The sequence below is a fragment of the Phenylobacterium composti DSM 19425 genome (assembly GCF_059568645.1).
On record NZ_JCANTT010000004.1, the window covers coordinates 26,340 to 38,985 of the forward strand.

Annotated in this window: 17 protein-coding genes and 1 tRNA gene; 8 read left to right on the forward strand and 10 right to left on the reverse strand. The window is 67.8% G+C overall.

Going from position 1 to position 12,646, the window contains the following annotated elements; genetic code table 11:
- Positions 1 to 6 precede the first annotated feature (6 nt).
- Positions 7 to 252, reverse strand: a complete 246-nt coding sequence (locus BO64_RS01915; RefSeq protein ID WP_496401583.1) for a helix-turn-helix domain-containing protein — start codon at positions 250 to 252, stop codon at positions 7 to 9.
- A gap of 111 nt (positions 253 to 363) precedes the next feature.
- On the opposite strand from BO64_RS01915, the gene BO64_RS01920 reads away from it, so the two are divergent.
- Positions 364 to 747 (forward strand): hypothetical protein, encoded by a 384-nt coding sequence (locus BO64_RS01920; RefSeq protein ID WP_496401584.1) that lies wholly within the window; start codon positions 364 to 366, stop codon positions 745 to 747.
- A gap of 470 nt (positions 748 to 1,217) precedes the next feature.
- On the opposite strand, the gene BO64_RS01925 is transcribed toward BO64_RS01920, so the two are convergent.
- Both BO64_RS01925 and BO64_RS01930 read right to left on the reverse strand, forming a co-directional pair.
- A complete protein-coding gene (locus tag BO64_RS01925) occupies positions 1,218 to 1,637 on the reverse strand; it encodes a hypothetical protein (RefSeq protein ID WP_496401585.1) in 420 nt (139 codons plus the stop codon).
- Positions 1,638 to 1,682: 45 nt separating this feature from the next.
- Entirely contained in the window at positions 1,683 to 2,033 is a 351-nt protein-coding gene (locus tag BO64_RS01930) for a hypothetical protein (RefSeq protein ID WP_496401586.1), read from the reverse strand.
- 523 nt (positions 2,034 to 2,556) lie between these two features.
- Between BO64_RS01930 and BO64_RS01935 the strand changes: the two genes are divergently transcribed.
- From BO64_RS01935 to BO64_RS01945, 3 genes are all read left to right on the forward strand, one after another.
- Entirely contained in the window at positions 2,557 to 3,117 is a 561-nt protein-coding gene (locus tag BO64_RS01935) for a recombinase family protein (RefSeq protein ID WP_496401587.1), read from the forward strand.
- A gap of 335 nt (positions 3,118 to 3,452) precedes the next feature.
- Entirely contained in the window at positions 3,453 to 4,859 is a 1,407-nt protein-coding gene (locus BO64_RS01940) for a hypothetical protein (RefSeq protein WP_496401588.1), read from the forward strand.
- Positions 4,860 to 5,045: 186 nt separating this feature from the next.
- Positions 5,046 to 5,396 carry a hypothetical protein gene (locus BO64_RS01945; RefSeq protein WP_496401589.1) on the forward strand — a complete coding sequence of 117 codons (351 nt, stop codon included), beginning with the start codon at positions 5,046 to 5,048 and terminating at the stop codon, positions 5,394 to 5,396.
- A 66-nt stretch (positions 5,397 to 5,462) separates the two neighbouring features.
- On the opposite strand, the gene BO64_RS01950 is transcribed toward BO64_RS01945, so the two are convergent.
- From BO64_RS01950 to BO64_RS01960, 3 genes are all read right to left on the reverse strand, one after another.
- A complete protein-coding gene (locus BO64_RS01950) occupies positions 5,463 to 5,651 on the reverse strand; it encodes a hypothetical protein (RefSeq protein ID WP_496401590.1) in 189 nt (62 codons plus the stop codon).
- 101 nt (positions 5,652 to 5,752) lie between these two features.
- Positions 5,753 to 7,423: a DUF6538 domain-containing protein gene (locus BO64_RS01955; protein ID WP_496401591.1), complete on the reverse strand. Its 1,671-nt coding sequence runs from the start codon at positions 7,421 to 7,423 to the stop codon at positions 5,753 to 5,755.
- Between the two features lie 94 nt (positions 7,424 to 7,517).
- A tRNA-Ile gene (locus tag BO64_RS01960) sits at positions 7,518 to 7,593 on the reverse strand.
- 98 nt (positions 7,594 to 7,691) lie between these two features.
- Here BO64_RS01960 and BO64_RS01965 point away from each other — a divergent pair.
- The gene (locus BO64_RS01965; RefSeq protein WP_496401592.1) at positions 7,692 to 8,429 is read left to right on the forward strand and encodes an SIMPL domain-containing protein; all 738 of its coding nucleotides are present in this window, start codon (positions 7,692 to 7,694) and stop codon (positions 8,427 to 8,429) included.
- Here the strand turns inward: BO64_RS01965 and BO64_RS01970 are convergent.
- Positions 8,426 to 8,917: a hypothetical protein gene (locus BO64_RS01970; protein WP_496401593.1), complete on the reverse strand. Its 492-nt coding sequence runs from the start codon at positions 8,915 to 8,917 to the stop codon at positions 8,426 to 8,428. The genes BO64_RS01965 and BO64_RS01970 overlap by 4 nt on opposite strands.
- Positions 8,886 to 9,242, reverse strand: a complete 357-nt coding sequence (panD, locus tag BO64_RS01975) for an aspartate 1-decarboxylase (protein WP_423350322.1) — start codon at positions 9,240 to 9,242, stop codon at positions 8,886 to 8,888. The genes BO64_RS01970 and panD overlap by 32 nt, the downstream gene beginning before the upstream one ends.
- A 356-nt stretch (positions 9,243 to 9,598) precedes the next feature.
- Between panD and BO64_RS01980 the strand changes: the two genes are divergently transcribed.
- Positions 9,599 to 10,861 carry a serine hydrolase domain-containing protein gene (locus BO64_RS01980; protein ID WP_496401594.1) on the forward strand — a complete coding sequence of 421 codons (1,263 nt, stop codon included), beginning with the start codon at positions 9,599 to 9,601 and terminating at the stop codon, positions 10,859 to 10,861.
- Between the two features lie 4 nt (positions 10,862 to 10,865).
- Here BO64_RS01980 and BO64_RS01985 read toward each other — a convergent pair whose 3' ends face one another.
- On the reverse strand, positions 10,866 to 11,219 hold the full coding sequence (locus BO64_RS01985; protein WP_496401595.1) for a hypothetical protein: 354 nt from the start codon (positions 11,217 to 11,219) through the stop codon (positions 10,866 to 10,868).
- Between the two features lie 96 nt (positions 11,220 to 11,315).
- Between BO64_RS01985 and BO64_RS01990 the strand changes: the two genes are divergently transcribed.
- A complete protein-coding gene (locus BO64_RS01990) occupies positions 11,316 to 11,537 on the forward strand; it encodes a flagellar basal body rod C-terminal domain-containing protein (protein ID WP_496401596.1) in 222 nt (73 codons plus the stop codon).
- Between the two features lie 88 nt (positions 11,538 to 11,625).
- Entirely contained in the window at positions 11,626 to 12,111 is a 486-nt protein-coding gene (locus tag BO64_RS01995) for a hypothetical protein (RefSeq protein WP_496401597.1), read from the forward strand.
- 56 nt (positions 12,112 to 12,167) lie between these two features.
- On the opposite strand, the gene BO64_RS02000 is transcribed toward BO64_RS01995, so the two are convergent.
- The gene (locus BO64_RS02000; RefSeq protein WP_496401598.1) at positions 12,168 to 12,617 is read right to left on the reverse strand and encodes a DUF6152 family protein; all 450 of its coding nucleotides are present in this window, start codon (positions 12,615 to 12,617) and stop codon (positions 12,168 to 12,170) included.
- Positions 12,618 to 12,646 lie beyond the last annotated feature (29 nt).

A 12,646-nucleotide genomic window follows, 5' to 3' on the forward strand; every position in this document is an offset into this window, starting at 1 on the left:
ATGAGCCTAGAGTCCGGCCGCCGCCATGATCTCCGACGCGCGACACCGCAGGGCGGCCGCGATTTTGAGCAGGTTGAGCAGCGTGACGTTGCGCTCTCCGCGCTCCACCTTGCCCATGTGCGCCCGGTCCATCTGTGCGGCATCGGCGAGCGCCTCCTGGCTGATCGACAGCTCTTCGCGACGGGCGCGGATCGACTGCCCAAGGAGCTTGAGCCGCTGGTCCTTGTCCGTCTTCCCCGACACGCGCGCCATCGGCGGTAAGCTCTGGCGATGCGGCTTTCACGACCACGGCATTTACGACCCATTTGCGTCGCGTCATAACACTGTCCCGAGTACCGGAAGGGGAGTTCTGACGTGGAAGGCATGGTGCTTCTGCTGGCCGTCATCGGCGCGCTGGTGGTTGGGCGGTTCGTGCTTCACGCGCTCGGCAGCACGGGCCGGGTGTTGAAGGCGGCCAACATGTTCCAGGCAACGTCCATCGAGGCGGTCAACGCCGTGCGAGACGCGGCCGATGACGAGTTCCGCCAGATCAAGGCAATCGCGGCGTGGGAACAGGCGCGGGCGTTCATCAACACGCTCAGCGCCTCGGAGCAGCGTCTTACAGCGCAGACGCTCCGGGACCGTGGCTTCCCTACCTCCGAGGTGGTCCAGGCGATCACCGCGTTCATCGAGTTCAAGGATCAGGAGAACCCCGCCGTGGACCGGCAGCTCGCCGAGATTGTGGCGCGCGCTCAGCAGCTGGCCTAAGCGCCACAGGTCCGGCCTACGGAGCGCACCGCCGAGGCCATCCTTGCAGCCTCCCCGACCGCTGCCCAAATCCGACGCTTGCGGCCAAGCTGGCAACCAAGCCACGGAGGAGAAAGGGGAGTGCTGCACTCGGTCACCATGAGCCCCGCCCAGGGGGGTTGGATGGTCCAGACGGATGCCCTCAAGGGGCCACTGATGTTCCGGTCAGGCGGACGCGCGGAGGACACCGCATGGCGGATCGCACAGGCTCTCGCGCACAATGGCGGATGGGCTGAGATCACCGTGACCACCCGCGACGGCCACCGTGTGAGCCGTTTCCTGTGTCCCCCTGACGAGGCGCTGGGGACCGGGCATAATTTGGCGCACATTTCCGAGGCGGCATGACCGATCAGGATTGCGCGGTTCCCCCCCCGGCACCCCCTGCCAATAGTAGGCAGCGGGGGAGAGGGGAGGCCCCGGCGCGGAACGCGTTAGCCCTTCAACATGTTTGCGGCTCGCGTATAGTTGGAGGCTTCGTAGAGGGTCCACGCCCCGGCTGCGAGGAAGAGGATCCCGACGATGAAGACTAGCAGCATGACACCGACGATGCAGAGCAGACCGCCCATCAGATAGCCGACTGTCGTCGGAATGCTGTAGACTGCGCGGGTCTGGTCATTGCGCAGAGCCAGCGCCCTGAAGACTCCGTTCTTCTCGCTGCCCGCGAGGGTCACCTGATCGCCGTCTCGGATGTCGGGCACGTCCGCCAGCTTGATTTGCGCGGATCGTTCCCCGACGCGGAAAGCGATGACTTGTCCCGTCTTCACCGAGCCGCCATTGCGCCCCACGGTGCCGCGTGTTTCTGTCGAATGTCGGATGCCGCTGACTGGGCCAGTGAGACTCGTAAGAGCCATTTCGCCCCCTCCTTGATGTTGAAATGGTGGTCCGGGCCGCGTGACCTAGCGGATGGCGTCACTGATATCGTTCTCGCGCCATTCGGGCGGCATGCTCCCCTGAGGGCAGAGCCGGGCGCTGAGTGTCCAGCCGTGTGCGCTCTTCGAGGTAAAACGGGTGTCACCCATGAGGGTATAGGTGGCGACGTCGACCTCGGGGGGCGCGTCATCCTGCAGAGCTTCACATGCTTCCGTCACCCGGTAGGTGTTGGGACCGGCCACCTCGATACTTTTGAATTCGCAGAAGTCACGGGAGCCGCCGATCCCGTCACGACGCAAGAGAACCGTCGTTGCGTTGGAAGCCTTGTCGCAGGGCGTACCGTCAGCGACGTAATACCCGCGCTTGAGCGGCAGCATCGGGACCGCTGTTCCTGGTGAGTTCGCGGAGACAGCGGCGTCTTGCACTGACGCCGTAGCTTCGCTCGTATGAACCTCATCCGAGGCAGCCGCCACTTCGGGATGCTCGGAGGGCGTAGTCGCCGCCGCATTTTCGACCGTGGGGGCACGGCAGGACGCAGCCAATAGACTAACGGCGATTAGGATCGAACTGGTCCTGATCATCAGCTCCCGCATTAAAGCATCTTCAGGTGGAGGATCGTTGGCCGCTTACGCGTTCCAGCTGAGGCCAGCCGGAACAGTAGGGTAAACAGACTTGAGTAAGCAACCTCAGGCTGAACAGGCGGGCTATTTGTCTGGAAACTGAGCATCCGTTCCTGCCCTCCGCTCCTAACCGGCGCTCTAAGCCCCACCACCCTCGTATCGCTTGGGTAAACCCAGACAAGGCGTCTCGCGGTCCAGCCCTCAGCGTCTCATACGGGTTGACTTGGGGATTCCGAGACGGTAGCTCTCCAGGGTCTTAGACCCAAAGGAGACGTTTGAGATGGCGCTGGTCGGGTATGCGCGAGTGAGTTCGGCGGGGCAGAGCCTGGAGGTCCAGGAGGAGCTGCTGCGCGGCGCGGGCTGCGAGAAGGTCTTCGCGGAGAAGCGGAGCGGCAGGACCACCGATGGCCGGGAGGAGCTGGCGTCCGCCCTGGAGTGGGTCCGCGAAGGGGACGTGCTGATCGTCACCCGCCTCGACCGCCTAGCTCGTTCGATCACCGACCTCCGCCAGATCGTGGACCGCCTCAGCGCGAAGGGCGTGGGGTTCCGCGCTCTCCAGCAGGGCGGCATGGACACCACCAGCTCTGAGGGGCGGCTGATGCTGAACATCCTGGCGAGCTTCGCGGAGTTCGAGGCGGACATCCGCAAAGAGCGTCAGGCGGATGGGATCGCCAAGGCTAAGGCGGCAGGTGTCTATAAGGGGCGGCCCGCGAGTATCGACGCGGCGGAGGTCGCCAAGCTCAAGGCGGAGGGCATCGGCCCCGCAGAGATTGCGCGTCGGCTCGGGATCGGACGGGCGAGCGTTTATCGGGTGCTCAAGGAGGCGGGTGGAGCCGCCTGATGGGGGCGAAGAATTTTAGTTGCCACATGGTGGATGAGGGCCGCCCAGCCGCGCGAATTGGCTGGCTTCATGGGGGCGGCAATTAGGTGGCATCTAAGGGAGCGCACCCCACCTTCCGCCCAGAGATGCCCGCCGCACGCGGGCGGCGTGGGGTGTCGCTCCTGTCTCTAAGGGCCGTGTAGGCCAGACAGGCTCGATTAGGTGGCATCCTAGAAGATAGATCACCAAGCACACGTCTATCGCGGGGTGCTCTCCACTCTATCCCTTTCCTCCTTGTAGCGATTGAGCCCGCCGCCCCGGAGCGGCCCCACCTCTTCAACCGAAAGACCGACATCATGACCACCACCGCCTTAGACGTGGCGGGGGACTGTGCGAGCGCGCCCTACGTGGCGCACGCGCTGAAGACCCTCGCCAAGGCCCAGGGAAGCCCCCTGGAGCCCATTGAACCTCACCGTGAGTCGTTCCTCGATCCGTGGCGCATCGCCCGTGGTGAGGCTTCCCTGACTCTCCTGGAGTTTGTCCGCCGCGCCCTCGCCAACCACGAGCAGAGCCACAGTCTCCGCACCCGCGCCCGCCGCCATGCCGATCAGGTCCGATGGGAGGAAATGGTGGAGGCGGTGGTCTGCGCCCTGGCTCTGGCGGTCGTTTCTCCACCGCCCACGGGCCGCCTTGTCCTGCCAATGAGCCACAAGCAAAGCCTCCCGCCGCGCTACCGGCGGCCGACCCAGAGCGAAGCCTTGCCGCGCCTCCTGGAGCACCTGAGCGCGCTGCGCTTGGCGGTGGTGGTGAAGGGCTCCCGAGTTGGGGAGGCCACGACCATCGCGCCGTCGCCGATCTTCGCCGACATGGTGAGGGCCTACGGCGTCCAGCCGCAGGACTTCGGCCGTAGGCTAGACCGTGAGCTGGTGGTCCTGCGGCTCTCCACCCGCAGGGGCGGACGCCGGGAGAAGCGGCTGGTGGACTATCGGGAGACCCTGGAGACCGCCCGGCTCCGCGCAGAGGTGGCCGCCTTCAACGATCACCTCGCCAAGGCAGACCTCCGCTTCGTCGGCAACGCCGCCGACGTGGACACCGCCGACCGCCAGCTCCGCCGACACTTCACGGTGCTGGCCGATGGGGAGGAGCGGTTCGACCTGGGCGGGCGGTTCTTCGGCGGCTTCTGGCAGGGGCTCAGGAAGGGGGACCGCAAGCACATCCGCATAGGTGGGGAGCCAGTGGCCGAGGTGGACTACTCCGCCGCCTTCACCCACATCGCCTTCGCGCTGCTGGGCGTGGAGCCGCCAGCCGTGGCCGACCTCTACCGCATCCCCGGCCTGGAGGGCCTCGGTCGCAAGCAGATCAAGTCCGCTCTGAACATGTTCTACTTCGACCAAGGCAAGACCCGGACCCGCTGGCCCGACGACTTCGCCGAGTGTATGTGGTCTGATCCCGACACCGGGGAGGTCTTCGAGGGTATCCCTGGGGAGTTCACGCCAGCTCGGGTCCGCAAGGCCGTCGCCGCCCACTACCCGGCCCTGGCTGGGGTCCTCTGCACCGGCATCGGCTACCGGCTCATGTTCCTGGAGAGCGAGATCATGCGGCGGGTGCTGACCAAGGCCCACGAGATGGGGCTTACGGTGCTCCCCGTGCATGACGCCCTCATGGTCCCTCGGTCAGTGGGACCTGCGGTGGTCGCTCTCATGGAGGGAATGGCTAAGGAGGTCATTGGCCTACCGATCCCAGCCAAGCTCTCCACCTACTGACCTACCCCACTACCCTACCAATAGGGGGAGGCATAAGGCCGATCCCCCAGCTCCCACCGCCCGAGGCCATGCCCGTGACCTCCTGGCGTCCCCTCTGAGCCCCAATCGGGCTCTCCCCCCATCACTCTCACCGAAGCTCAGCGACCCTCACCGGCCGCCGGTTCTGCATGTCTGGAAGTTAGCATCATGACCAAGCAACCGAAGCGCCAACCCACGTTCACCACCGACAACGATGGGCTCCCGATTGTGCTCGTGCCGCTCGCCAACGGCCGCGTGGCCACGGTCGATCTCTCCGACTGGGAAGACCTCCTCTGCGCCGGGCTCACCCCGCAGTGGACGCTCAATGACAGCGGTAACGGCTTCGCCTATGTCCGCGCCCAGGGCCGGGAAAACCTCGTCGTGGTCGCCCGCGTCATCACTGGGGCGGGGCGGCGCGAGATCGTGCGCTACTGCAACGGCGACCACCTGGACCTCCGCCGCCGAAACCTCCGCGTCACGAGTGGCGGGCGCGCGAAGGGCAAGGCTAAAGCCGCCTGATCGCAGACAAGCGAAGGGCCTCCCCCAGGACCGGTATAGAGCTGGCGTGGAGGAGGCCCCCTGGCGTCAGGCGCGGGCGAGACGGGAGATGGACCCCTCCAGCCCGCCGACGCGGAACGAACGGCTCCCCGGCGCTTGGCGGGTCCACCACACGGCGGGCTCACCAACGGCGCGGGCGTCCTTCGCCACATGCAGCGACAAGCCCAGGCCGCTCCACCAGAGGCCCGCACGGTCCAGCGCGAACTCGATCTTCATGTCTCACCTCATGCTGTGCTGTTGGACGCCCGCGCGCTCTCCTCCCCGCCGCCGCTCCGCGCGGGCATCCCTGCTGCGGAGGCGGGTGTTCGGTGTGGGGCTTAGGCCGCTCTTTGCGTGGCCGTGGTGAAGTCCGCCAGTCGGAAGCCCGGGAAGTGGACCTTGGCGCTCTCACGCGCGAGCACGGTAAGGCGATCACGCTTTCCGTACCGGGATCGGACTCCAGGCGTTACCCACCCGCCGAGCGCGTCGGCCGTCTCGTCCGCGACACTCGCCTCGCGACAAGCGTCAGTGAACCCATGGCGGAAGCTGTGGAAGACCAGCGCGCGGGCCTTAAGGTCGATGCGGTCCATGAACCGGCCGAACCACTTGGAGAACTCGTGCGAGTAGCGCCCGTCTGGCCCAAGCCGCAGCTCCGGGAACAGGCGACCGCCGCCGCGCTTACGCACGGCCTGGACGAACTCCAGGAACCCGGCAGCGATCAAGTCATCATGCAGAGGGACCCGCCTGTCGCTGGCCTTGGTCTTGAGTGAGCGGTCCGGGAGGCGCTCCCCCGTCTCCGCGTCGAACTCGGAAAAATCCATGAAGGGAATGCCGTCCGCCTCCCCGATGTCTGACGCGGCAAGTTGGCACAGCTCGTTGAGCCGTGCGCCACTGAAAAGCGCCAGGGCCGGCACCCAGAACCGCGATGGGGTCTTCTCTCGCAACGGCGCAAGCGCGGCGAAGATGGTCCGCAGCTCCTCTGTCGTGAACCCGCGCCGCTTGACGTTGGCGCGACCCTTTCCGGCCATGCCTTGGGCGGGGTTCTTCGGGAGAAGGTCTTCCCGAACGGCCCAGTTGAAGATGGCCGAGAGGTTCTGGAGGTAGGAGGCGACGGTATTGGGCGCGAGCACCGGCGCGCCATCACGGCGGCCCGCTTCGACCGCCTCCTTGAGGCTAAGGCCGGGGTACTTCTTCGGCGCGCTGGAGGGCACCTCGCGCAGGAGCGCCACCACCGCCCGGCAGTCGGCGCGCGTGATCTCTGCAATGGGCTTGTCGGCCCCAAGGACCTCCTCCAGCGCCTTGAAGATGTGGGAGTACTTCCGGCGCGTGCTCTCCTCGCCGTGCTCCGCCTCGCGAACCGCCCGGTACTCACGGATCAGCTCGCTCAGGCTCATGCCGCTGGGGAGGGGCCGCTGGCTCGCAACTGGCGACAGCGGCGCAGGAGCGGGAAGCTCGACCACCGCCCCGCGCTGGCGCTCCTCGATCAGGTCAGCGAACCGGACCCGTGCCTTGAGCAGCTCGGTCGCGAGGAGGCGCATGGACGGGGCGTCGGCGGGGAACCACCGGCCAACGCGCTCAAGGGCCGCCTCGGCGTTCCTCGCGGCCAGCCGCCAGTTGCCCTCGGCGAGCGCCTGACGGTCCTCGCCGCAGGTGGCTTCAAGCCACGCCTCGGCGTTCTCGTGCGCGGCAGCGCCCTCCTCCAGGCGCGCCGCCTCATCATCCGCCAGCCACGCCGCAAGCTCGCTTTGGGCGATGCGCTGCGCTTCCTCCTGACTGAGCGGCGGGGAAGCCTCACGGGCCGCCTTAGCGCGAGCCGCTGCGATCTCGCGGTCAGTTTCAATCAGCCGCAGATGCAGACGGCGCTTGGCCTCCTCCAGGCTCTTGGTCCCGAGGGAAACCTTCCATTCGCGGAACGGAAGATGCGGCAGGAGGTCCGTAGGGACCCGGCGGCGCATCCAGTAGACCGCCCCGCGCCGCGCAAGATGCGAGTACCCAGGCACAGCTTTCACGACCCCTTTGTGTCACAGCTCTGTGTCACAGTCCACGGTCGTAAGAGGCTGATTTTGCTTAACTCCCAGCAAGGTCAAGGCCTTGAAGGAACGCTGGTGGGCCCGGCAGGACTCGAACCTGCAACCAGACCGTTATGAGCGGCCGGCTCTAACCATTGAGCTACAGGCCCCAGCAGCGGTTGGCCGGTTACCACGGGCTGCACGCCCCTTAAAGCTTGTGTTCACATCGGGCCTGGGAGTTTCTGGCCCAGTTTCGATGGAGACCCCGATGAAAACCCTGATGCGCGCGTCGGCCCTGGCGTTGGCCCTGGCGACCGCGGCCACGGCCCCGGCGGCCCTGGCCCAGACGGCCCCGGCCGCCGACAGCATGTTCCGCGCCACCACCCTGAACCTGTCCGCCTATGGCGAGACCCGGGTCGCCCCCGACATGGCTACGATCACCCTCGGCGTGATGACCGAGGGCAAGACCGCCGCCGAGGCCATGCAGGCCAACGCCGTGCGGATGAACGCGGTCATGGCCAGCCTGCGCAAGGCGGGCATCGCCGAACGCGACATCCAGACCTCGAACCTGAACCTCAGCCCGCAGTACCGGTATCAGGAGAACCAGCCGCCCCAGCTGGTGGGCTACCAGGCCTCCAACAACGTCACCATCACGGTGAACGACCTCAAGCGGCTGGGCCCTGCGGTGGACGCCTCGGTCAACGCCGGCGCCAACCAGGTCCAGGGAATCAGCTTCGGCCTGAAGGATCCGACGGCGGCGGAGAACGCGGCCCGCGAAGAGGCCGTGAAGGCCCTGGCCGCCAAGGCCGAGCTCTACGCCCGGGCCAGCGGCCACCGGGTGAGCCGCCTGGTCAACCTCAGCGAAAGCGGCGGCTACGCGGCTCCGCCGCCCATGCCCATGGTGGCCTACGCCGCCAAGCGGGAGATGGACGCCGGGACCTCGATCTCCGGCGGCGAGCTGAAGGTCCGGGTGGACATCAGCGGGCTCTACGAGCTGACCCGCTAGGGGGCCGACACCCCGGCCCGCCGGAAGGCGCCTTCCAGGCGGTCGGCCATCATCCGGCCCGGGAAGGCGCGGTCGCCCTCCATCACCGCGGCATAGACGAGGTCCTTGCCGGCCACCGGCCCGGCCGCCCAGCCGACGCCGCGCGAGCGGTCGGCTGTGGTCGGGCAGCTCCGGTAGCGGGGCTGTCCGTCCCTGGCCACGTCCGCCAGCAGGTCGGCCACGGCGATTTCCTCGCCGCCATCGCAGGCGGGGTAGCGCTTCGCGCAGGTGGTGGCGGTGTTGTAGCGGTACAGCGTCCGCCCGCCCCTGGCGGCGATCAGCACGCAGGTGTTGGGATCGCCCACGGCGCGGGAGACCGCCTCGTCGAGGACGGCCTTGTCCACCCCGGGCGGGGCGTCGGGCGCACAGCCGGTCAGCAGCAGGGCGCCGGCCGCGAGGCCGGCGGCGGCGAGGACGCTAGGCGGCCTTCTTGATCTCGTTGCCATCATCCAGGAGCACGACCGTGGGCGCATAGTTCCGGGCCTCTTCGGCCGGCAGCATGCCATAGGTCACCACGATCACCTTGTCGCCTTTCTGGACGAGGCGGGCGGCCGCGCCGTTTACGCCGATCACCTTCGACCCCCGCGGGGCCTCGATGGCGTAGGTGGTGAAGCGGGCGCCGTTGGTGATGTTCAGCACATCCACCTGCTCGTGCGGCAGGATGCCCGAGGCGTCCAGCAGGTCGCGGTCGATGGCGATCGAGCCTTCGTAGTCCAGGTCGGCCTGGGTCACCGTGGCCCGGTGCAGCTTGGACTTCATCAGGGTGAGCAGCATGCGCAGTCGTCCTCGTGGATCGTCCTCGTGGAACGCAGTCGCCGCGGGAGGCCCACGCACATGGCCTAAAACCCGCGAACACGGGTCCGCACGGAAGCTGGGCGCATATACGCACGCGAAGGCCCCTGTTCAATGCGGCAATGCAGCGTGGATGTCGCAAGGGAAGCCAGAGCCTGCGAAGCCTTACTCCGTAAGCGATTGCGTCGACCACCCGAGCTGCGGGCGCGGGCCTCGCCCCTGGTCTTCGGTGCAATGCAGCACGCCCGCCGCCTCCCGCCACGCCCTCGCCGCGGCCTTGACGAGCGCCACGACAGCGGGCGCTATGGCCCACCTGAACAATGATAAGGAGAATGGGGATGGACGGCGCTCAGGTTTCGCAGGGCCAGGCTCAAGGCTTCGATGCCGAGGCCCTGGCGCAGATCCCGACGGCCATGCAGGGCATGATCGACCAGGGCGCCCTCGCCGGCATGGTCACCCTCGTCTGGCGCAAGGGCGAGGTGGTCCAGGTCAACGCCCTCGGCTATCGAGACCTCGCGGCCAAGGCCCCCATGCAGCGGGACACGCTGTTCCGCATCGCCTCCATGTCCAAGCCGGTCACCTCCGTCGCCGCCCTGATGCTGGTGGAGGAAGGCAAGCTGAAGCTCGACGATCCGATCACCCGCTGGATCCCCGAGCTGTCCGACATGCAGGTCCTCAAGGACGCGACGGGCCCCATCGACCAGACCTATCCCGCCCCGCGCGACATCACCGTCGAGGACCTGCTGACCCATCGCTCGGGCCTGGCCTACGCCTTCACGTCCCAGGGCCCCATCGCCCAGGCGCACGAGGATGTGTTGGGCCCGCCGCTCGGCCACGGGATCACCCCCGACGAATGGCTGGCGAAGCTGGGAACCCTGCCGCTCAGCTACGCTCCCGGCGAGCGCTTCCACTACAGCCACGCCACGGAGGTGCTGGGCTTCCTGGTGGCGCGGATCGAGGGCAAGCGCCTGGGCGAGGTGCTGAAGGCCCGGATCTTCGATCCCCTGGGCATGGCGGACACCGACTTCTGGGTCGACCCGGCGGTGCAGCGCGAGCGCATGGCCCATCTCTACCAGGCGCCGCCCGAAGGCGGTCCGCTGAAGGATGTCTCCTGGCCCGAACCGCCGGCCCGCCTGCCCTTCGAGGCCGGCGGCGGCGGCCTGATCTCCACCGCCGACGACTATCTGAAATTCGCCCGCATGATGCTGGCTGGCGGCGAGCTCGACGGCGTGCGGCTGCTCAAGCCCGAAACCATCGAACTCATGCGCACCAACCGCCTTACCGAGGAACAGCGCAGCCACGGCTTCCTCGGCATGCCCTTCTGGCTCAGCCAGGGTTTCGGCCTCGGCGTCTCGATGATCCTCGACGCCGAGAAGCACGAGTGGATGGGCGCCGGCGGCGTCGGGGCCTTCGGCTGGCCAGGCGCCTTCGGCACCTGGTGGCAGGCCGACCCCACCGAGGACATGATCCTGATCTACCTGATCCAGGACTCCATGCCCCTCGGGCCCGAGGCGGTCACCGCCATGCAGGGCCAGCGCCCCACGGGCCGCATCGCCCTGCCGGTGTTCCAGAAGATGGTCTACGGGGCCCTGCGCAAATAGGCGTCTAGGGCTGGCGCGGGGCGACGCAGATCGGCCGGTCGCCGACCTTGTCGCCCTCCAGCGTCCCGTCCCGCGCGGCCTCGCGGCGCACGCGGTTCAGGGCCAGGTTCTCGGGCGGCGGGCTCTCGCCCGGTCCGCAGATAGGCACGCGCGTGCGCATGCCGCCCGCGGGGCACGTGCAGAGGTATTCGCTCTGGTCCACCCGGCTCGCAGGGACCTTGCAGCTGGCCGGGATCGCCGCCCCGCTTACGTCGATGCACTGGATGGTCCAGGTCGGCGGGCGCTCGCTCAGGGGCTGGGCGTACGCCGAGGCCGACGCCGCCATCAAGGCCAGGACGGTCAGGAGGGGTGCGCGCATCGTCGTCTCCTTGGATCTTCGACTCCGGCGAGCGCCCGGCGGGCGTTCACCATGTCCTTCAGCGACACCTTAACGCCGTCGGGCTATGAAAGGGGCATGGACGCGCTCTCCATCGCCCGTGGCGGCCTTTCCGCCGCCGAGCGCCGCTTCGAGGCGGCGGCCACCAAGATCGCCCAGGCGCCGAGCAGGGGCGACTCGGACCTCGCCGAGGGCATGGTCGAGCTGATCCAGGCCAGGCATCACTATTCCGCCAATCTCAAGGTCGTGCAGTTCGCCGACGAGATGTGGCGCTCGCTTCTCGAAATTCAGGTACGCTGAGGCCTTCTCAGCGCCGGCGCCCTGGCGCAGAATGCCGCGCACGCGCGGCGTTTGAGGACCGCGCGCCAGTTCTCCGGGGGATACGCCTTTGCATCGCCTCACGTCCGGCCTGGCCTTCAGCGCCGCGGCCCTGCTTCTCGCCGCCTGCCAGCCCAAGGCCGAGGAGCCGCAATACACCGGCCTCGATATGCAGGAGCTGATGGTCCATGTGATCGATCCGGCCGCCTTCGCCTTCTGGCGCGGCTCGGGCTACGAAATCACCGAGGAGGGCGAGCGCGACCTGTCGCCCACCACCGAGGAGGGCTGGAAAGTGGTCGAGGACGGCGCGGCCATGGTCGCCGAGGCCGGCAACCTCCTGATGCTGCCTGGCCGGGCCCGCGAGCCGGCCGACGAGTGGAACAAGTACGCCAAGCTGCTCACCGAGCGGGCCCTGGAGGCCAAGGCGGCCGCCGAGGCCAAGGACAAGCAGGCGGTCTTCGACACGGGCGGACGGCTCTACGAGGTCTGCGTCGCCTGCCACGACAAGTTCGTCATCGACCCGCTGGAAGAGGCCGACAAGGCCGCCGGCCACTAGGCACGAAAAAGGGGAGCCTCGCGGCTCCCCTTTCCATATCCGCCGGTCGCGGCGCCCTACCGTTCGGTCGGGTCCGAACCGTCCTTCGGCGCGCCGGTGCCCGACGAGCCCATGAAGATCTTGCGGCCGTCCGCGAAGGTCACGTCTCGGCCGTTGGCCTTGCAGGCCGGCTTGCAGAGCTTGTCCTTCGACTGGTAGCCGCGGACCACGATCTCGGTGCCGGGCTTCAGCGAGTTCCGGTCGATGCCGGCCCGCAGCAGGGTGTTCGGCGTGCCGCCCTCCACCATCCACGCGCCCTGGGCGTATTCGGGGTTGGTGTTGTTCATGTGCACCCAGGCGTGCGGGTTGATCCACTCCACGCGGGTGACCTTGCCGCGCAGCAGGACCGGGGCCTTGCCGTCGAATTCCGCCGCGAAGGCGTGGTGGGCCACGGCCGCCCCGCCGGCGAGCGCGCCGCCGAGGACGGTCCCGGCCACCGCGCCAATGATCCAGTGCTTCTTATCCATCTTGCGCCTCCAACGCCGGATGTCGGTTC